Here is a 19,586-nt window from a genome sequence, read left to right as displayed (position 1 = left end):
ACGGTGGGCGCCGTGCGGGCCGTGACCATCCAGGAAGGGGGCCGGCTGGTCCTGGCCGACCGGCCGGACCCCGAGCCCGGGGACGGTGAGCTGCTGGTGGCGGTCCGGGCCGCTGGCCTGAACGCCGCCGACCTCCTGCAGCGGGCCGGCCACTACCCCCCGCCTCCCGGCGTGCCAGCCGACGTGCCGGGCCTCGAGCTGGCCGGGGAGGTCCTGGCCGTCGGCCGGGCGGTCCGCCGCTTCCGGCCCGGCGACCGGGTCATGGCCCTCGTCGGCGGCGGCGCCCAGGCCGAGCTGGCCCTGGTCGACGAACGGGCCGCCCTGCCCCTCCCGGAGGGGGTCGACTGGCCGGTCGCCGGGGGGCTGCCCGAGGCCCTCTGCACCGCCCACGACGCCCTCTTCAGCCGCTGCCGGCTCGCCATGGGCGAACGGGTCCTCGTCACCGGGGCGGCCGGCGGGGTGGGCTGCGTGGCCGTCCAGCTCGCGGCGCTGGCCGGTGCCGAGGTGGTGGCCTCGGCCCGGAACCCCGACACCCACGGGACCCTCCGGTCCCTCGGGGCCGCGCTGGCGGCGACCCCCGAGGAGGCCCTGGCCGCCGGACCCTTCGACGTGGTCCTCGAGCTCGTCGGGGCGCCCAGCCTCGCCGGGGCCCTCGGGGCCCTGGCCGTCGGGGGCCGGGCCATCGTCATCGGCCTGGGCGCCGGCCAGCACCTCGACCTCGACCTCCGGGTGCTGCTGGCCAAGCGGGCCCAGCTGGCCGGGGCGACCCTGCGGGCCCGGAGCCCCGAGGAGAAGGGCGCCGTCGTGGCCGCCGCCGGCCAGGCCGCCCTCGGGCACCTGCGGGCCGGGCGGCTCCAGGTCCCGGTGCTCGCCACCTACCCCCTGGCCGAGGCCGAGGCGGCCTACGAGCGCTTCGCAGCCGGGGGCAAGCTCGGAAAGATCGTCCTGCTCGGGCCGGGGGCCGGCTGAGGGTGGCCGGTCAGGCCCGCTTCGAGCTCGACGACCTGGCGGCCAGCCTGCTGCCGGCGGCCCTCGACCGGGCCGAGGCCCTCGGCGCCGAGCACGCCCAGGTCCGCCTGGAACGGCTGGCCAGCCGGTTCGTCGCCGTGCGGGACCGGGCGGTCGAGACGGTCGTGGACGACCTCGAGGTGGGGGTCGGGATCCGGGTCCTCCACCGGGGGGTCTGGGGGTTCGCCGCCACCGACGCCCTGCGGCCCGACGCCGTGGCCGCGGCCGTCGGGGAGGCGGTGGCCCTCGCCGAGGCCTGCGCCCCAGCGGTCCGGCACCGGGTCCAGCTGGCCGACGAACCCGTCCACGGGGAGGTCCGCTGGGTCGCCCCCCACCGGGTCGACCCCCTGGCCGTCCCCCTCGACGAGGCCAGCGGCCGCCTCCTCGCCTTCGCCGACCAGCTCCTCCAGCGCCCGCCGGTGGCCCACGTCACCGCCAGCCTCCACGCCGTGACCGAGGAGAAGCACTACGCCGACCTGGCCGGCACCCGGACCCATCAGCTCCGGGTCCGGGTCCACCCGGTGGTCGAGGCCCTGGCGGTCACCCCCGAGGGGGACTTCGAGACCATGCGGACCCTGACCGCCCCGAGCGGCCGGGGCTTCGAGCTGCTCGACGGCGAGGGGGCCGACCTGGCCGGGGACGTGGCCGCCCTCCCCGAGCACCTGGCCGAGAAGCTCCAGGCCCCGAGCGTCGAACCGGGCCACTACGACCTGGTCGTGCACCCGAGCAACCTCTGGCTCACCATCCACGAGTCCATCGGCCACGCCCTCGAGCTCGACCGGGCCCTCGGCTACGAGGCGGCCTACGCCGGGACCTCCTTCGCTACCCCCGACCAGCGTGGCCACCTGCGCTACGGCGCCCCGGGCATGACGGTGACCGGGGACCGGGTCGAGCCCTACGGGCTGGCCACCGTGGCCTACGACGACGAGGGGGTGGAGGCCCAGCGCTTCGAGCTCGTCACCGACGGGATCCTCGTCGGCTACCAGCTCGACCGGGCCATGGCGGCCGAGGCCGGCCTGGCCCGCTCGAACGGCTGCGCCTTCGCCGACTCCCCCTTCCACGTGCCCATCCAGCGCATGGCCAACGTCTCCCTCGCCCCCGACCCGCAGGGCCCGAGCCTCGACGAGCTGGTCAGCGGGGTCGACCGGGGCCTGCTGGTCGTCGGGGACCGCAGCTGGTCCATCGACATGCAGCGCCACAACTTCCAGTTCACTGGCCAGCGGTTCCACCGCATCGAGCGGGGCCGCCTGGTCGGCCAGGTCCGCGACGCCGCCTACCAGGACCAGACCACCGCCTTCTGGGGTCGCCTGGCGGCCGTCGGCGGGCCGGGCACCTGGGTGCTCGGCGGGGCCATGAACTGCGGCAAGGGCCAGCCCGGCCAGGTGGCCCCGGTCAGCCACGGCTGCCCGGCGGTCCTGGTCCGCCAGGTCCGCATCCTGAACGCCAAGGCGGAGGCCGGCCGGTGAGCGCCGACCGGCCGGTGCCGGGCCCCGAGGACTGGGCGGCCGAGGCCGAGGTGCCGGCGGCCAGCCTCGTCGAGCAGGTCCTCGCCCGGCTGCCCCACGGGGGCGTCGTCCTGGTGAACGACCACGCTGGGGTCGAGGCCCGCTTCGCCAACGGCACCCTCACCACCAACGGCCGCCGCCGCCGACGCTCGGTGACCGTCGTGGTCCTCGACCCACGCCCCGAGGGGCTCGCCGCCGGGGTGGCGGTGGCCGGGGGGGTCGGCCGGGGTCGGGCCGACCAGCTCGACCAGCTCGTGGCGACGGCCCTGGCCCGGGCGGCCGAGGCCCCCCCAGCCGAGGACGCCGCCGAGCTGGTGGCCGGGCCGAGCGACCCGGGCCTCGAGGAGCCCCCGGAGGAGACCGGGCCGGAGGTCCTCGCCCCCCTCCTCGCCGACCTCGGACCGGCTCTCGCCGAGGCCGAGGCTCGCGGCCTGGTGCTCTCGGGCTACCTCGAGCACACCGTCGACACCCTGGTCCTCGGCACCTCCGCCGGGGCCCGCCGGCGCTTCGCCCAACCCACCGGCACCGCCCAGGTGGTCGGCCGGACCGCCGACGGCCAGGCCTCCAGCTGGGTGGGCCGCGGCGCCGAGGACCTGCGGACCCTCGACCTGCCCGGCATGCTCGCCGAGATCGACCGCCGCCTCCGCTGGGCGGCGCGCCGGGTCGAGCTGCCGGCCGGCCGCTACCCCACGGTCCTGCCCCCCGACGCCGTCGCCGACCTCGTCTGCCTCCTCGGGGAGGCCGCCGTTGCCCAGGACGCCGTCGAGGGCCGCAGCGTCTTCTCGGCCCCCGGCGGGGGCACCCGGCTGGGCGAGCAGCTCACCCCGCTCCCCTTCACCCTTCGCTCCGACCCGGCCGAGCCCGGCCTGGCCTGCGCCCCGTTCGTGGCCACCTCGGCCTCGGGCCCCGACGTCTCGGTCTTCGACAACGGCCTGCCCCTCGGCCCCACCGCCTGGCTCGAAGCGGGAACCCTGCGCCGCCTCCGGGCCCACCGGGCCGGCGCCGCCCGCCTCGGCCTGCCCGTCAGCCCGCCCGTCGACAACCTGGTCCTCGAACTCCCCGGGGCCGAGGGCATCACCGAGGACCTCGTCCGGGGGCTCGACCGGGGCCTGCTCCTCACCTGCCTGTGGTACATCCGGGAGGTCGACCCCCAGACCCTCCTGCTCACCGGCCTCACCCGCGACGGCGTCTACCTCGTCGAAGGCGGGGAGGTCGTCGGGGCGGTCGGCAACTACCGCTTCAACGAGAGCCCCCTCGAGATCCTCCGCCGGGCCCAGGCCGTCGGGGCCACCCGCCGGGCCCTCTCCCGGGAGTGGCACGAGTGGTTCCCCCGCACCGCCATGCCCCCCCTCCTCGTCCCCGACTTCAACTGCTCCTCGGTCAGCCCCGCCACCTGAGCGGCGCGGCGGGCCGAGCCGGGCGAAGCCCCCAGGACCGCTCCGCTAGGATCCACCAGGTGCCTGGGGGCCCCGAGCCACCAGGTCCACCGGCGCTCGTAGCTCAATTGGACAGAGCATCTGACTACGGATCAGAAGGTTGGGGGTTCGAGTCCCTCCGAGCGCGCTGCAAATGCCCAGGTCAGAGGCGTTTCAAAGCTCTAACTCCGCTCCGGCCCTTTCGAGCGTGCCACTACCGTGCCACTTTGTGTCGGGCCACAGGGCGTCCAGTCGCCCCCGCACGTGTCCTACGGCGTCTGGCATGAGGTGGGAGTAGACGTCCATGGTCACCTGGATCGAGCTGTGGCCCAGCAGCTCCATGGCGGTCCGAGGGTGGATGCCCTGTCCGAGCAGCCAGGAGGCGTAGGTGTGGCGCAGGTCGTGGAACCGAAGGTCAGGCCGCCCGATCCGCTCACAGGCCGGACGGAAGTAGCGGGGGTAGAACCAGGAGTGCCGCCAGGGGCCGCCTCGGGGCCCTTGGAAGACCAGCTCGGTGGCCGCCTTCCCCTCGACCTGCTGCCGCAGTAGTGGCACCAGCCCATCGGGGATGGGCACGGTGCGGACCCGGCCGGTCTTGGTCGTTCCTGCCACGAGCCGCCCGTCCACGTCGGCTACCGCCTCGACCACGGTCAGGACTCTGTGGTCCAGGTCCACCCGCCCCACCCGCAGACCGGCCAGCTCGCCAGCTCGGAGGCCCGTCCAGGCGGCCAGGCGTACCACCAGCGCGCCGGTGGGGCAGCCCAGCTTCTCGACCGTTCCGGCCAGCAGCTCGACCTCCCCTGGCGTGAGCACCCGCAGCTCTCGTCTTGCCCGGCTCGGCAGTCCTAGCCCCGATCTTTCGTCCTGCCCTGGGGTGGCTCTGGGGTTGGTGTGATCCGACGCCGCGAGGGGGCTGCGGCGACGCTTGCGGTTGTGTTCGGGGCGGCTGGGTTGACGTGAGGGGCGGTGCGGGGCCCGCCGGGCGAGGTCGGGGCGCGCTGAATGACAGCTGCGCCGCGGGTCCGGGTGTGCTCGGTGGTTCAGGTGATGGTGGCGATGCGTCCGTAGGCGTCGAGCAGGTCGGGGGTGGTGGGCCAGTGCTCGAGGAGCCGGACGACGTGGCGGCGGGCGAGGCGGACGAGGCGGCCGGGGGTGTGCCACAGCGCCCAGCGCAGTGTCTTGGGTTCGGCGGCGGCTATGGGGCCGGTGAGGCAGAGCAGCTGGAACCAGCGGACGAGGTCGGCGGCGAGGCACACGGAGGCCATCCATGCCCGGTTGGCGTCGAGGTTGGCGAAGGGGAACCGTTCGAGGCCGGAAGCTTTCAGTCGGCGGATGTGGTCCTCGACATGGGCGTGGGCTCGCATGTCGGCGTCCAAGACGGCGGGGTCGCCGGCTTGGTCGGTGTAGTGGCCCCAGTAGCGGAACTCCAGGGAGGGGAACAGGCTGGTCTGGGCGCCGGGGTGGAGCGGCTCGCGGCGCACGATCAGCCGGGTGCCCGCCGGCCAGCCCGACAGGTCGACCAGGTCGGTGACCTCGATGACCGCGGCGCGGTCGCGCTGGTTGCCGTCTTGTCCGAGGGCGGGGACCCAGCCGGCGGTCTCGCCGTCGTCGACGACCCGGCTGATCGCGGCGGCGATGGCCCGACTGGAGCGGGCGGTCACCAAGAAGCCGACGTTGCGTTCCCAGAACCCGGCGGCCAGGGTGGCCGAGCAGGCGGCCGAGTCGGCCCGGACCCGCAGCGCTCGGGCCACGCTAGACGGGTCGTCGCCGGGCCGGTGGCCGGCAGCGACCCAGGCGGGGAGCTGGTCGATCGCCGTGTCGAGGACCGCCAGGTGGTCCTCGATCGAGTTGGCCACAGCGTTACCCGGGCGCAACAGTCCCGACAGGGCCTCCCCGGTGGCATCAGCGAAGCAGAACATCGGGTGGAACCCGAACCCGCCCTTGTAGGTCGGGCCGGTCCCGTCCTTGTGCTCCGAGTGGATCTCCACCAGCGACGCGTCCAGGTCCAGGGTCACCGCTGCGGTTCTGGTCGTGGCCGCCGAACGAGCCCACACCTAGGAACGGACCGCCCCCGCCGCCTGGCGGCGATAACCGAGGGTGACCGAGTCGATCCGCTCGAAGGTCCGCCACACCGTCGAGTCCGACGGCACCGGCCCGAACAGGCCCAGCTGAGAGCGCAGGTACCAGATGTCCGCGCAGCACTCGCCGCCCCCGGCGAGCACCAGCATCATCTGGGTCAACACCTCGCCCCGGTCATGGACCAGCACCCCCTGATCGCCGCCAGCCACGACCGCCTCCGAGACGGCCTCGCCCAACCCGAGCCGGTCAGCGAAACAGCCCAGTGCGTGCAGCCCGACATGGGCCACGACCTGGTCCCCGCCGCCTTCCACCCTCACCGGGACCGTGCTGGTAGCGTTCACCACGGAAGTGCCCTCCTGGTTGCGGTCCTGCTGCCTTCGACAAGCGCAGTCTCGCCTACCAGGAGGGCGCATTCGCGGACCAAGAGGCCTCAGCCAGCTCCGCCCTGTGAAAGATCGGGGCTAGCTTCGGCGATGCTCACCACGATCGCCGGCCGGGAGGTGTTGGCCTCCGCCCCGATGACCGTGCAAGGTTCACCATCCGGATCTTGCCGCCGAGGGTCGGTGAGAGAGCGTCGCCGGTCGCGGCGTCCTGGTCGCGTCCCTCCTCGGATTTCTCCCAGGAGACGAACGCGTCCTCGTCGGCCGGCGCGATCTCGGCGCGTCGCAGGAGGCGAACTGCCTTGTACGGCGCTGCCGACCTCTACGGCAGACCTTGATCTCGGGCGTAAGCGTCGAGTAACTCCACGTCTTCGTCGGGCAGGCTGGCGCTGACCTTCGCACCGTCGTACTCCCACTGGTACGCAATCAGGAGTGTGACTTGGTCCGGGTGCGCCGAGACCACCCGGCTGCCCGCCTCCATCGGGGAAATCCTGGTCAGCGAGCGAATTCTCGACGACTGGACGCGGGGCGCCGCTGGCCCCATCACCAACGGTCCAGTCCACGTTCGGCAACCGTCAGCGGGGTCGGTACACGTCAGCCCGGTGGTCGATCCGCACGACGGCGACCTGGTGGTGGTCTTCGTCGATCTCGTAGACGACCCGATACGAGCCTCGACGAGCCGACCACAGGCCAGTCAGTTCCTGACGAAGCGGGTGGCCGACCCGGCGGGGGGAGTCGGCGAGTGCTCCAAGCACGAACTCGACGATGGCGGCGGCCACGCCTTCGGGGAGGCGAGCGAGGGCGCGCTCAGCGCTCGCGCTCACGACCACCCGGTAGGACGGGGGGCTCACCGATGCAGGTATTTCGAACGCAACGCCTCTGTCGTGACGACTCGACCATGGGCAAGGTCGTCGCGTGCTGCCCGGATCTCGATCATTGCGTGGGGATCCGAGAGCAACTCAAGGGTGTCCTCGAGGGCCTCGAGGTCGCCCGGGCTGAGGATGACTGCGGCCGGTCTCCCGTTGCGAGTCAGGACGATCCGCTCGTGCTCCCGTTCCACGCGATCCACGATCTCGGAGAGGTGGGCTTTGATCTCTGCCAGCGGCAACGTCTCCGACATGACCATGATTATAGTCATCCCTAGCAGCCTGCCAACCGTCCCCTGGGGTCTTCCGACCCGGGTGACATCGCCCTGGGGACCAGTGAGCGTTTCTCGGCAACCGTGGCGGGAACGCGGGCAGGCCTTGCCGTCCTCGACGCCCGGGTTCCTCCGTCATGGTCGCCGCAAATGCCCAGCCGGCGGGCGTCACAGCTGCCGGCGATACTGGATGTCACAGCGCGCCACGTCGGCGGGCTTGGGAGGACAGAGGGGGGTGTCAGGTGGTGAGGTTCGTCCATACGGGGGACTGGCAGCTCGGGATGCGCCGGTACTTCCTCCCGCCCGAGGCCCAGGCCCGCTACGACGCGGCCCGGCTCGAGGCCATCCGGGCCATCGGCCGCCTGGCGGGGGAAGAGGGCGCGGCGTTCGTGGTCGTGGCCGGTGATGTGTTCGAGTCGAACCTGGTCGACCGGCAGGTGCTCGGTCGGGCGCTCGAGGCCCTTCGGACCTTCCCCGTCCCCGTCTACCTGCTGCCCGGCAACCACGACCCCCTCGACCCCACCTCCATCTACCGCTCCCCCTCGTTCACGGGTCGCTGCCCGCCCGGGGTGCGGGTGCTCGAGACCACCGACCCGGTCCTCGTGCCGGGCCTGGGCGAGACGGTGGAGGTCGTGGGGGTGCCGTGGTCGACGAAGCGGCCGAGCGAGGACCTCGTGGCGCGGGCCTGTGACGGGCTGGCGCCGCCAGCGGGGCTCCGGATCCTCGTCGCCCACGGCGCGGTCGACGAGCTGAGCCCGGATCGCGACAACCCCCAGGCGATCCGCCTAGCGGCCCTCGAGCGGGCCATCCACGAGGGACTGGTCCACTACGTGGCCCTCGGCGACCGCCACTCGGTCACCGAGGTCGGCTCGACCGGCCGGGTCTGGTACGCGGGGACGCCGCTCGTCACCGACGACGACGAGGTCGACCCGAACCACGTCCTCCTCGTGACCCTCGAGGACGGGAGGGTCGCGACCGAGCGGCGCCAGGTCGGGTCGTGGCGCTTCCTGCGCCAGAGGTTCGACCTCGACGGCGAGGAGGGTGTGGACCGGCTCGAGGCCTCCCTCGACGCGTTCACCGAGAAGGAGACGAGCGTCGTGGAGCTCGAGCTGGTCGGGACGCTGGGGCTGGCGGCCAAGGCCCGTCTCGACGACCTCCTCGAGCACTACCGTGACCTGTTCGCCTCACTGCGGGTTGCCGAGCACCGAAGCGACCTGGCGGTCCTGCCCGATCAGGCCGACCTCGACGAGCTCGGGCTCGTGGGCTTCGCCGCCGAGGCCCTCGGGGAGCTCCGGGCCCGGGCCGCGCCGGGCTCGCCCGACGCCCAGACGGCGACGGACGCCCTCGGGCTCCTCTACCGGCTCGCCCGGGGTCGGCCGGCCGGGACGAGCACCCCCGGAGGCGACCGGCGATGAGGATCCACCAACTGACGTTGCGGAACTTCCGGGGGATCCACGAGACGACCGTGACGTTCGATGCCCCCGGGGTCACGATCGTCGAGGGGCCCAACGAGGTGGGCAAGTCGAGCCTGGCCGAGGCCATCGACGTCCTGTTCGACAAGCCCGACAGCTCGAAGGACCGGCAGGTGCAGGCCCTCAAGCCCGTCGACCGCGACGAGGGCGCCGAGGTGGAGCTCGAGTTCTCCACCGGCCCCTACCGGCTCCGCTACGCGAAGCGCTGGCACAAGAACCCGCGCACGACCCTCCAGGTGCTCGAACCGGTGGCGGCGAACCTCACCGGGCGCGAGGCCCACGACCGGGTGAGGGAGATCCTCGAGGAGACCCTCGACGTGCACCTGTGGGGGGCCTTGCGCCACCAGCAGGGGGTGGCGATCACCCAGGCAGCCCTCGACCAGTCCCAGTCCCTGGCCGCGGCCCTCGACGCCGCGGCCTCGGGCGTGGCGCTGTCGGACCCAGGGGCGACGGCGCTCTTCGAGGCGGTCATGGCCGAGCGGGACCGCTACTGGACCCCGAACCGCCGCCGGCCCACCAAGGACCGCGAGGAGCGCCGGCGTCGTCTCGAGGAGCTCCGCGCAGAGGTCCGTGAGCTCGAGCAGGACTTGGCGGCGATCGACCAGCTCGTCGAGGAGCACGGTCGGCTGACCCGCGAGGTCGGGGAGTTAACTGCGCGCCTGGCCCGCGAGCAGGCCGAGGTCGAGGAGCGCCGGTCCCAAGTCGAGGAGCTCGGGCGGCGCGAGCTCGAGGTCGAGCGCTTGCAGCGGGAAGCCGAGCGGGCCGTTGACCGCCTCAAGGAGGCGGAACGGGTCGCCACGGCTCGCCAGGAGCTGGTCCAGCGGGTCGCCGAAGCCCGCAAGCGTCTGGCCGGGCTCGAGGCCGAGGACGCCCGGGAGGCCCCGGCGCTCGAGGAGGCCGAGCGTCTCGAGCAGCGGGCGGGCGCCGAGCTCGACGCGGCGCGGCGCACCCGGGAGGCCGCCGAGCGGCGCCACGCCCGGGCCCGAGCCGACCTCGACCACTGGCGCGCCCGCACCGAACTCGAGTGGCGTCGCGAGCAGCTCGGGCGGGTCGCCGCCGCCCAGCGAGAGCGGGCCGAGGCCCAGGCGCTCCTCCGAGCCGGCGGCCTCGACGACGCCGAGCTGCAACGGGTCGAGGAGGCCTGGCAGCGCGTCCAGACCGCCCGCGTCGCTCTCGAGGCCGCCGCTGGCCGACTCCGGGTCGAGGCCCTCGCGCCGCTCGAGGTCGAGCTCCGCGAGCGCCGGCTCACCCTGTCGCCCGGCGAGACGCACGAGGAGGCGGTCGGGCAGGGCCTCGAGCTCCACCTCCCCGGACTGGCGCGAGTGCGCGTGGAGACCGGGGAGCACGAGCGGACCGAGGCGCTGCGCACCGCCGAGGCGGCACTCGCCCGCCTCGCCGCCGAGCACGGGCTCGACCCGGCCGATCCCGTGGGCGACGCCCGGGAACGGGTCCGCCGTCGGCGCGACGCCGAAGCGAGGCTGGAGCGGGCGGAGCAGGCCGTGCATGAGCACCTCCAGGGTCTCCCCGAGGAGGGGCTCGCGGACCTCGTCCGCTCGCTCGAGGCGCGCGTCGAGGCCGACCGGCGAGAGCACCGCGCCGAGGAACCCCTGCCGGTCGATCTCCCGGCAGCCGAGCGGGAGGAAGCCGAGGCCTTCCGGGCCCTCGCCGAGGCCCAGCAGGCCCAGTCGAGCGCCGAAGAGATCCACGCCCGGGCACGAGAGGAGCTCGCCCGGCATCGCGAGGCCGCCATGGATCGTCGAGTGGCCCTCGAGGCGACCCGGCGGGACCTCGGGATGCTCGAGGAGCAGCTGGCGGCGGCCCGGCGCGAGGAGCCCGACGAGACGGTCGAAGAGGCCCTCGGCGCGGCCCGGCGGCTCGCCGACGAGGCCGGGGCGACGGCGCGCCAGGCACGGGAGAGCCTCGAGAAAGAGGATCCCGGCGGCCAGCGGATCCTCCTCGCCAACGCCGAGGAGAGTCTCGAGCGTCACCGGCGGGAGCGGGCCGAGCTCGAGAGGCGCCTCGCAGAGGTCACCGGCGAGCTGCGGTCCACCGGCGAGCGCGGCCTCCACGACCGGCTCGAGGAGGCCCGGGCCCGCTGCCGGGCGCTCGAGGACGAGCACGTCGCGATCGAGCGGCGCGCCGAGGCGGCCGACCTGCTGCTCGAGGTGCTCACCCGACATCGGGTCGAGGCCAAGGCCCGCTACCTCGGGCCCCTGCGGGCCGAGATCGAGCGCCTCGGGCGGGTGGTGTTCGGTCCGAGCCTCTCGGTCGAGCTCGACCCCGAGACCTTCCAGGTGGTGAGCCGCACCCTCGAGGGCGTCACCGTTCCCTACGACTCCCTCTCGACGGGCGCGAAGGAGCAGCTCTGCCTCCTCGGTCGCCTCGCCTGCGCCCGCCTGGTCGCCCGACAGGCCACGAGCCCCGGGGCCGAGGGCGGACCGGAGACCGACACAGGAGTGCCCGTCGTCATCGACGACGCGCTCGGCTACTCGGACCCCGACCGGCTCGAACGCCTCGGGGCGGTGCTCGCCGAGGCGGGGCGCGACGCCCAGGTCCTCGTCCTCACCTGCGTCCCCGAGCGCTACCGGGCCGTCGGGACCGCCAAGGCCGTCCGCCTCGAGCCCATGGCGACCCGGGGCGGCGCCACCGGGCCCGCCCCGAGCGACCTCCCTCCGGGCGGCCCTGCAGACGACGCGGCGCAGGTCCTCGCCTGCCTCCGGCAGGCCGGGCGGCCCCTCGGGCGGGCCGAGGTCCTCGCGGCGACCGGTCTCGACGAGGCCCGCTGGTCGGCGACCATCCGGCACCTGCTCGCCACCGGGCAGGTCCTCCAGGAGGGCGTCAAGCGAGGGGCTCGCTACCGACCCGCCGAGCCCTGAGCGCGAGATGCCTCAGCTCGGCCGGGGGCGCTCCAAGGGCTGGACGAGCAGGTACCCGAGGGTGACCCCTGCGGCGATGGCCAACCCGATGGCCAGGGCCTCGACGAGGATCCCGGCGGCGTCCCGCTGCCCCTCCACCAGGCTCAGCATCCCGTGGTAGATGGTCAGGCCGGGCACCAGCGGCATGATGCCCGGCACGATGAAGAGGAACGGGTGGGTGCCGTGCCAGCCGGCCAGGAGCTGGCTGGCCAAGCCGACGGCGATGGCCGCCACCGCCGAGGCCACTACGAGGGACACCCCGCTGCGGCCCAGGGCCAAGAAGATGGCCCAGCCCAGCGCCCCGGTGCTCGCCGACCAGACCAGGAAGCGGCGAGGCACCGACGTAGCCACCCCGTAGAGGGCGGCGGCCACCGCAGCCGCCAGCACCTGAACCGGGAAGTAGAGCAGGGAGAACTCCGGGATGCTGCCCAGGTGCAGGCTCATGCCCGCCGAACGGCCCGCGTAGATCACCATGCTCACCCCGGTGGCGATGCCGGTGGCGATCAGCAGGACCTCCAGGCCCCGGGCCGTGCCCGAGATCGGGAATCCGGTCAGCGCGTCCTGCACGCTGGCCACCAGCTTGAAGCCGGGCACCAGCACCATGATCCCCCCGGCCACCACGAAGGCCGGGACCGCCGGGGCGTGGAGCGCCGCCAGGGCCACGGCGAAGGCAGTGGCCACCGCCGCGCCGCTCACGCTCAAGAAGAAGTCCGGCACCCCGGCCCGGGCCAGGCGCCGGTTCACCACGAAGACCACGGCGGTCGAGACGAAACCCACCGCCGCGGCCAGCGCCTGTCCCCCGAGCAGCACGGTGAAGGCTGCCGCCATGCCCGCCCAGCCGAGCACCACCACCCGGCCCCGCCGGACCGAGAGCCGCTCGATGGCCCCCAAGCGGGCCATGGCGGTCTCCGGGTCGATCCGGCCCTGGACCAAGTCCCGGCGCAGCTCGGCCATGGCCGCCAGCTTGGCGAAGTTCACCGTCCGGTCCCGGACCACCACCAAGGTGGTGACCGGCTCCACGTCGTCGCCCCGCCGGTAGGAGGCGGTGAGGGAGGTGAAGGTCACATCCGCCTCGCAACCCGGCAGACCACAGGCCGCGGTCAGGGCCAGGATGGTCCGCTCCACGTCGACCGTCCCCGCGCCCGCCGAGAGCAGCACCGCCCCGGCTCGCAGCGCGAAGGTGAGGATCCGGTAGACGGCGCGCTCCTCCGGCTCGGGCAGGTGCACCGGGGCCGGCCCCGGCGCTCGCCAACCGGCCAGCCGCTGCCGAGCCGCATCGAGCAGCACCCGACCGTCCCGGGCCAAGCGAGCCCAGCCCGCTCCTCGCCGTCGCGCCCGGCCAGGCCGGCCCGGTTCCCCGCGACCCTCCGCCCGGGGGGCGGGCAGCGCAGGAGGGTCGGCCACGGCCCCCCAGGATAGGAAGAGCGAACCGAGCGCTCAGCCCTGACCCATCAGCGGCCCGCCCCCGGCCCCGGGCTCCCGCCCGAAGAGGGTCCGCCACCAGATGGTGGCCAGGACCTCCCCGGCGGCGGCCGGGCTCGGGGCCTCGGGGCGGCCGAGGACCGTGCCGAGGTAACGCTCGCTCATCCAGACCAGGGCAGCCGCCGTCTGCTCGGGGTCGAGGCCGGGATCCACCGTGCCGAGGGCCTGCTCGGCGGCGATCCGCCGGGCCCCGGCGGCCACGAAGCCCTCCACGATGGCCCGGTAGGCCCGCTCGATGCCCTCGTCGCTCGCCCCCGCGTCGAGCACCGCCCGGAGCAGGTGCAGATGGTCGGCGAAGATCTCGGCGGTGCCCACGGCGGCGGCCCGCAGGCTCGCTCCCCGCGCCGCCATGCCCGCCGGGTCGGCGGGCGGCGGGGGTCCCCACCAGGCGGCGCCCCGGCTCTGGATGGCGCCCGCCAGGTCGCGGAGCAGGGCGAGCAGCACCGCCCCGAGGTCCGGGTAGTAGCGGTAGAAGGCGGTCCGGGTCATGCCGAGGGCGCCGGCCACCTCCTCGACCCGCAGGGTGGCCCAGCGCCGAGAGCGCAGGAGCCCCTCCACGACGTCGGCCAGCTGCCGCTGCACCACCTCCCGTCGTTGCCGGGCGCCACGGGGTCGGCTCGCCAGGGGCGTCAGGGTCCCAGCCTCCATCCGCCGCCCCGCTAGACCACCCCTTGACGCCATGTGTGACAGCATGTCACAGTCGGAGGGGGACGGACCGGCTCCGGGGGGCGTCACGCCGGTCGTCCTCGGTGCATCGCGGGCAGACCAGGTCTGCCGGGACTGGGGGAGGTGAAGGTGCTCGAGTTCCACTACGCCGTGCCGGTCGAGCAGACCGGCTGGGAGACCCAGGATCGGAGCGGGACGGTCCGCTTCCGCTGGGACTACGACGCCGAGCGGGCCGAACTGCTCGCTCTGTACGACAAGGGCAAGCGCAAGCAGTGGGACGCCGCCGATCGCATCGACTGGTCGCTCGAGATCGACCCCGAGAACCCCCTGCAGGTGCCCGACGAAGCAGTGCCCATCTTCGGGTCGGCGGCCTGGGAGCGCATGGGTCCTGCCGAGCGGGCCGAGGTCCGCCGCCACATGGTGGCCTGGCAGTTCTCCCAGTTCCTCCACGGGGAGCAGGGCGCGCTGGTCTGCACCGCGAAGATCGTCCAGAACGTGCCGGACATCGACGCCAAGTTCTACGGCGCCACCCAGGTCATGGACGAGGCCCGCCACGTCGAGGCCTATGGGCGGTACCTGACGAAGCTCGGCCTCGCCTACCCGATCAACCGGCACCTGCAGGCCCTCTTGGACGACGTCTTGACCGACAGCCGCTGGGACATCACCTACCTCGGCATGCAGGTCCTCATCGAGGGGCTGGCCCTGGCGGCCTTCGGCCTCATCCGCAACCAGACCGGCGACCCGCTGGCCCGGGCCCTCAACGCCTACGTCATGCAGGACGAGGCCCGCCACGTCATGTTCGGCCGGCACGTCCTCCGGGCCTACTACCCCGAGTTGAGCACTGCCGAACGGGAGGAGCGCGAGGAGCTCTGCGCCGAGGCCTGCTGGCTCATGCGGGACCGTTTCCTCGCCGAGGAGGTCTGGGAGCGCCTGGGCCTCGACGTCGAGGATCCAGGTAGCCTTCCGTAGCCTGCTCTTCACCCGGATCGTGCCGACCTTGAAGGACATCGGGCTCTTCGGCCCGAAGGTCCGCCAGGCCTTCACCGAGATGGGCGTCATCGGCTTCGAGTCGGTCGACCTCGACGGGGTCATGGCCGAGGACGAGCGGACCGCCGAGGAGATCGACGCGGCGCGCCGGGCGGCGGCGGCTCGCCTGGCCGCTCGGCAGGCGGACGTGGCGGCCACCATCGCCACCGGGGCCAGCTGAGCCGACGCAACGGCGACCGTGATGCCCGGCCCGGCGGCCGGGCCCGGGTCCGCTCATGGGCGGAACGACTGGGTGCTCGCCGCCATGTCGGCGGCTTGGACCGCCGAGTGGTAGGCGAAGTCCCAGAAGACGGTGTCGCCGACCGCCCAGGCGGCGGTGGCGTGCTGGCCGTCGGGGGCCTCGTCCACCCCCAGGATCCCGGGGTGGGGCGGCAGGTCCACGTGGTCGAGCCGCTCGACGAGCGGTGTCAGGGCGGCCGTGAGCGCCGTGCCCTGCTCGCCGTTGAGCAGCCAGACGATGTGCCAGTCGCCCTCGGTCCAGCTGGCCATCGTCGGCGGTGAGCCGCTCGGCCCGCAGAGGGCCACCGTCTGCCCGTCGACCGTCGTCTGGGGTGAGCTGGCGGGACACCCTCGCACCGGCTGCGCGGGCCCGGCGATCGAGGCGACCGCAGGCAGCGCCGCCTGCGCCGCGGCTGCCGAGGCCTCCTCGTGGACCCCGAACCCGCCCTCGGTGTCGGCCCCGTCCTCGCACGAGCTGATCGCCGGGCTGTTCAAGGGCTCCGGGCGCGGGCAGGCGTAGAGCTGCACCGACCAGCTCGCGCGCTCCAGGGCCGTCAGGGCGGAGAGCGCGTCGGGGCTGGCCAGGTCGGTCGGGCCGGCGAGCGGCAGGCTGGTGCGGGCAGCGAGGGCGGCCAGGGCCTGGCGGACCGGGCTGGGGAAGGCCGAGGGCACCCCGGTCGTCGAGCCGGCCTGCCCGCTCGTGGCCGGGGCGGCGGGCTGGTGCTGCGTGCCGCCGACCCCCGACGACGTCGCGGGGGTGGCGGCCGAGGTCGTGCCGCTGCTGCAGGCCGCAAGGGCGCAGCCGGCCAGCCCGATCGCTCCCAGGGCGGCCAGCCGCCGGGCCGGTTGGGTCCAGGGGGAGCTCGCGCGCATCAAAAGCCGCACCCTAGACCCCGACCAGCACCCCGAGCGGCACGGCGCCGAGCACGTCGGCCACCGACAGCCGGCCGGCCCGCGCCCGGACCTCGTGGCCGCCGAGGAGCTCCCGGAACCGGCCAGGCCAGCCTCGGGGCAGCACCACCGTGGCCGACGGGGCCAGCTCGGCGCCGGCGGGCAGGCGACCGGGGCGGACCCGGCCCGGGTCCGGTCGCACGGTGAGGAGCAGCGCCGTCGTCTCTCGGTCCTGGCGGGCCAGGGTCACGACCCGCTCGGCCTCGGGGCCCTGGACCCGGGGGGCGCTGACCGCACCGTGCCGGAAGAGCGCCGGCCGGGCCCGGCGGAGCTCGAGCAGCTCGTGGACCACCCGGATCTTGAGGGCCCCGGTCCACCACCGCTCGACCAGGGCCTCGAGGGGCTCGCCGAGGGCGACGGCCAGGCGGGCGGCGAGGGCGGCGGGGTCGAGGGGCTCGCGGTTGTCCGGGTCCACGCCGACCAGCAGCCAGCCCTCGCTGCCCTGGTAGGTGTCGGGGATCCCGGGGGCCAGGTGGGCCAGGCCGACCAGGCCGAGGCCGAGGGCCGCGGCGGCTGGGCCCACCCGGGCGAGGAGCCGTTCCAGTTCGGCCAGGAACCGCCCGGACGGCGGGCCGAGGACGAGTTCCTCCACCCAGCGCCGCAGGCCCGCCTCGTAGGTCGGGTCCGGGTCGGTCCAGCTGGTCCGCTCCTTGGCCTCCCGGGCGGCCTTCTCGAGCATCCCGCCGAGCCTCCCCGCCAGGGCCTCCCGGGTCCCGGCGGGGTCCGGGGTGGCGGCCAGGCCCCCCGGGGGCCAGAGGGCGGCCAGGCTCCGGTAGAGGCGCAGCTCGTCGGCCAGGCTCGGCGCGTCCAGCCCGGGCTGGCCGCCGAGCAGGCGACGGTGCCGGCGCTGCCAGCGGGCGACGGCCCGCTCGAACCCCGAGGACGGGTGGTCCAGGGTGGCGAGCCGGGCTCGGGCGTCCCCGGACCACTTGGCGTCGTGGGTGGCCAAGGGGCACAGGCCCTCGGGGGCCCAGCGCTGGCGCTCGGCCAGCCAGCCGGCCAGCTCGGCGCTCGACAGGGGCCCGGCCCCCGGCTGGTCCCCCACGTCGGCGTCGGCCCGGGGCCCGGGCAGGCGGTAGAGGGCGGTGTCCTCCACGCCCTTAGCGGCCACGGCGCTGGCGAGCTGCTGCCAGCGGGCGACCAGCGGGCCCCAGCCGATCGAGCCGGCTAGGCCCGGGTCGGCCTCGGCGCCGCCCCCTGCCGGGGGCACGGCGAGCAGGAAGTCGACCAGCACCTTGAGCAGCCGGGCCGGGTCGGAGCGGGCCAGCGGGGCGCTCGGCCCGGCCTCCTGGCTGACCAGGTCCCGGGCCACCTGGGCGGCCCGCAGGAGCGCGGCCCGGTCCGCCGGCCCCGGCGGCTCCCCGGGTCGGAGCAGGGTGCGGTAGCGGTCCAGGCCGGCGGTCAGGGCCCGAAGGCCGGCCAGGACGTCCTCCTCGGTCAGGTCGTGGCCGGCGGTGCTCCGGGCCAGCTGGTGACCCATGCGGCCGGCGAGGCGTCGGAGCTCCCCGGGGAAGAGCTCGTCGAGGACCACCAGCCGGCCCTGGCGGGCCAGGGACCCGACGTCCGCGGCAGGCGGGTCGCTCGGGGCCAGGGTCCGCAGCAGGCGGGCGGTGACCTCGTAGCCGGTGGTGCCGTCGGCGGGCCCGGCCACCAGGACCTCGTCGTCGGCAAGGATCTTCTCCACCAGCACCACGGGCCGCTCCGCCCGCCCGGCGCCGGCCCCGGCCAGGAGGGCCTGGAGGCGGCCCAGGTAGGCGACCGGGTCGGCCAGGCCGTCGAGGTGGTCCACCCGCACCCCGGCGAACGCCGGGGCCTCGGCCAGGCGGGCCAGGAGCCGATGGGTCGCGGCGAAGACCTCGGGGTCCTCCACCCGCACCCCGACCAGGCCGTCCACGTCGAAGAACCGCCGGTAGCCGGCCGCGGCCGGCGCGGTCCGCCACCAGGCCAACCGCCAGGCCTGCCGATCGAGCAGCTCGGCAAGCAGGGCACGGCCGCGCCGGCTGGCGCTGCAGCGCCGGGCCAGGGACGGCGGGTCGGGGGCCAGGTCCTCCCAGGTGCCCGGCCCGATCGGCAGCCGGCGGTCCGAGACGACCACGACGGGCTCCCCGGGCCGCAGGCCCCGGGGCTCGCCGCGACGGCGGGCCACGGCGACCCGGAGGGACCCCTCGGCAAGGGCGTCCGCGAACGGCACCGCCAGGATGGGCAGCAGCACCCGTCCCTTATGCGCCGCCCAGTCCACGTCGAAGGCCCGGGCGTGCGGGGACCGCCGGCCGTGGCGAAGCAGGTCCGCCCACCAGGGGTTCTCCTCGTGGGCCGCCTGATGGTTCGGCACGCTGTCCACCAGGAGGCCCATCCCGAGGGCCTCGGCCGCCTCGGCCAGGCGTTCCCAGGCGGCGAAGCCGCCGATCGCCGGGTCGACCTCGCTGGGGTCGGCGACGTCGTAGCCGTGCCGGCTGCCGGGCAGGGCCCGGGCGATGGGGGAGAGGTAGAGGGTCGAGATCCCGAGCCGGGCCAGCTCGGGCAGCAGGGTCCGGGCCCCCTCGAGGTCCGGGGGGCGCAGCTGGAGGCGGTAGGTCGAGCCCAGCCACCGGGCCGGCCGAGGCTCGGGCCCGGGGACGGGCCGCCTGGCGCTCACCTCGCGGCCCCCGGGGGGACCGCCGGACCGGCGGGCGCCTCGCGGTCCACCAGGAGCCAGCCCGGTCCCGGCACGGCCAGCCGACAGTCCTCGGACAGCGGCCCGTCTCGGCCCGCCCCCGGGGGCCTGGGGTCGAGGGGGAACGCCGAGCCGGCCAGCACCCGCCAGCGACCCGGTCCGAGGTTGAGCGCCGGTTCGAGGACGGCTTCCCCCGGCCCGATCCGCCAGCAGAGCACCACCAGGGCCTCCCCGTGCTCCCGCTGGACCAGCAGCGTGCCCTCGTGCCACTCGGCCCGGCAGGTGCCCCCGGGGGCGAGGGCCGGGTGGGTCCGGCGCACGCTGAGGAGGGTCCGCCAGAGGTCCAGGCGCCGCTCGTGGGGCGGGGACCCGGCCACCGAGGGGTCGAGGACGGCCCGGGCGCGGGTGGCGGGATCGGCGGGGTCGAGCCCGAGGGCCACCGGGTCGGCCCCGAGCTCCTCGGCCCGCCCCCGGCGCACCGCGTCGAGGAGGGCTGGGTCCCGGTGGTCGACGAAGAACGGGAAGGGCCGGGTCTCGCCGTACTCCTCGCCCATGAACACCAGCGGCGTGCCCGGCCCGAGGGCCACGAGGACGCACGCCAGCTCGACGAGCTCGGGCGGCAGCACCATCGTGAGGCGATCGGCCCGGGGCCGGTT

General features: G+C 75.1%; 15 protein-coding genes, 1 tRNA gene and 2 pseudogenes. 7 read left to right on the top strand and 11 right to left on the bottom strand.

Translation table 11 applies throughout. The features are described 5' to 3' along the window. The first annotated feature begins 12 nt into the window (after positions 1–12). The 4 genes from Acit_RS08760 to Acit_RS08745 all read left to right on the top strand — a co-directional run bounded on the left by Acit_RS08760 (position 13) and on the right by Acit_RS08745 (position 4,076). Positions 13–969, top strand: a complete 957-nt coding sequence (locus Acit_RS08760) for an alcohol dehydrogenase catalytic domain-containing protein (protein ID WP_248108161.1) — start codon at positions 13–15, stop codon at positions 967–969. Between the two features lie 2 nt (positions 970–971). Next, positions 972–2,474: a TldD/PmbA family protein gene (locus Acit_RS08755; protein ID WP_248108159.1), complete on the top strand. Its 1,503-nt coding sequence runs from the start codon at positions 972–974 to the stop codon at positions 2,472–2,474. Then, positions 2,471–3,910, top strand: a complete 1,440-nt coding sequence (locus Acit_RS13640; RefSeq protein ID WP_248108157.1) for a metallopeptidase TldD-related protein — start codon at positions 2,471–2,473, stop codon at positions 3,908–3,910. Before Acit_RS08755 ends, Acit_RS13640 begins: the two co-directional genes overlap by 4 nt. Positions 3,911–4,002: 92 nt before the next feature. Next, positions 4,003–4,076, top strand: a tRNA-Arg gene (locus tag Acit_RS08745). Between the two features lie 26 nt (positions 4,077–4,102). On the opposite strand, the gene Acit_RS08740 is transcribed toward Acit_RS08745, so the two are convergent. The 6 genes from Acit_RS08740 to Acit_RS08720 all read right to left on the bottom strand — a co-directional run bounded on the left by Acit_RS08740 (position 4,103) and on the right by Acit_RS08720 (position 7,507). After that, positions 4,103–4,741 (bottom strand): tyrosine-type recombinase/integrase, encoded by a 639-nt coding sequence (locus Acit_RS08740; RefSeq protein ID WP_248108155.1) that lies wholly within the window; start codon positions 4,739–4,741, stop codon positions 4,103–4,105. A gap of 227 nt (positions 4,742–4,968) precedes the next feature. Beyond that, complete coding sequence (locus tag Acit_RS08735) at positions 4,969–5,982, bottom strand: IS1380 family transposase (protein ID WP_376746039.1); 1,014 nt, start codon at positions 5,980–5,982, stop codon at positions 4,969–4,971. Further along, positions 5,983–6,324 carry a hypothetical protein gene (locus Acit_RS13950; RefSeq protein WP_376746038.1) on the bottom strand — a complete coding sequence of 114 codons (342 nt, stop codon included), beginning with the start codon at positions 6,322–6,324 and terminating at the stop codon, positions 5,983–5,985. A 385-nt stretch (positions 6,325–6,709) separates the two neighbouring features. Next, positions 6,710–6,868, bottom strand: coding sequence for a hypothetical protein (locus Acit_RS08730; RefSeq protein ID WP_248108153.1), 159 nt, complete (start codon positions 6,866–6,868; stop codon positions 6,710–6,712). 94 nt (positions 6,869–6,962) lie between these two features. After that, positions 6,963–7,211, bottom strand: a complete 249-nt coding sequence (locus tag Acit_RS08725) for a type II toxin-antitoxin system RelE family toxin (RefSeq protein WP_248108151.1) — start codon at positions 7,209–7,211, stop codon at positions 6,963–6,965. 23 nt (positions 7,212–7,234) lie between these two features. Beyond that, positions 7,235–7,507: a type II toxin-antitoxin system Phd/YefM family antitoxin gene (locus Acit_RS08720; protein WP_248108149.1), complete on the bottom strand. Its 273-nt coding sequence runs from the start codon at positions 7,505–7,507 to the stop codon at positions 7,235–7,237. Between the two features lie 263 nt (positions 7,508–7,770). Here Acit_RS08720 and Acit_RS08715 point away from each other — a divergent pair, with 263 nt between their 5' ends. Together Acit_RS08715 and Acit_RS08710 are read left to right on the top strand one after the other, a co-directional pair. Next, a complete protein-coding gene (locus Acit_RS08715; protein WP_376746040.1) occupies positions 7,771–8,940 on the top strand; it encodes a metallophosphoesterase family protein in 1,170 nt (389 codons plus the stop codon). Then, positions 8,937–11,873, top strand: coding sequence for an AAA family ATPase (locus tag Acit_RS08710; protein ID WP_248108145.1), 2,937 nt, complete (start codon positions 8,937–8,939; stop codon positions 11,871–11,873). The genes Acit_RS08715 and Acit_RS08710 overlap by 4 nt, the downstream gene beginning before the upstream one ends. A 12-nt stretch (positions 11,874–11,885) precedes the next feature. On the opposite strand, the gene Acit_RS08705 is transcribed toward Acit_RS08710, so the two are convergent. Then, a complete protein-coding gene (locus Acit_RS08705; RefSeq protein ID WP_248108143.1) occupies positions 11,886–13,316 on the bottom strand; it encodes a threonine/serine exporter family protein in 1,431 nt (476 codons plus the stop codon). Positions 13,317–13,349: 33 nt separating this feature from the next. Then, entirely contained in the window at positions 13,350–14,042 is a 693-nt protein-coding gene (locus Acit_RS08700) for a TetR/AcrR family transcriptional regulator (protein WP_248108141.1), read from the bottom strand. 147 nt (positions 14,043–14,189) lie between these two features. On the opposite strand from Acit_RS08700, the pseudogene Acit_RS08695 reads away from it, so the two are divergent. Next, positions 14,190–15,267: pseudogene (locus Acit_RS08695) on the top strand (ferritin-like domain-containing protein). Between the two features lie 53 nt (positions 15,268–15,320). Here the strand turns inward: Acit_RS08695 and Acit_RS08685 are convergent. The 3 genes and pseudogenes from Acit_RS08685 to Acit_RS08675 all read right to left on the bottom strand — a co-directional run. Continuing rightward, the gene (locus Acit_RS08685; RefSeq protein ID WP_248108135.1) at positions 15,321–16,199 is read right to left on the bottom strand and encodes a hypothetical protein; all 879 of its coding nucleotides are present in this window, start codon (positions 16,197–16,199) and stop codon (positions 15,321–15,323) included. A gap of 13 nt (positions 16,200–16,212) precedes the next feature. Next, positions 16,213–18,912 carry a malto-oligosyltrehalose synthase gene (gene treY / locus Acit_RS08680; RefSeq protein ID WP_248108133.1) on the bottom strand — a complete coding sequence of 900 codons (2,700 nt, stop codon included), beginning with the start codon at positions 18,910–18,912 and terminating at the stop codon, positions 16,213–16,215. After that, a pseudogene (locus tag Acit_RS08675) lies at positions 18,909–19,586 on the bottom strand (hypothetical protein); the annotation flags it as partial. The pseudogene Acit_RS08675 and the gene treY, both read right to left, overlap by 4 nt.

This window comes from Aciditerrimonas ferrireducens (assembly GCF_023130475.1).
GTDB classification, from domain to species: domain Bacteria; phylum Actinomycetota; class Acidimicrobiia; order Acidimicrobiales; family UBA8190; genus Aciditerrimonas; species Aciditerrimonas ferrireducens.
This window is presented reverse-complemented; position numbering and strand designations above follow the sequence as displayed.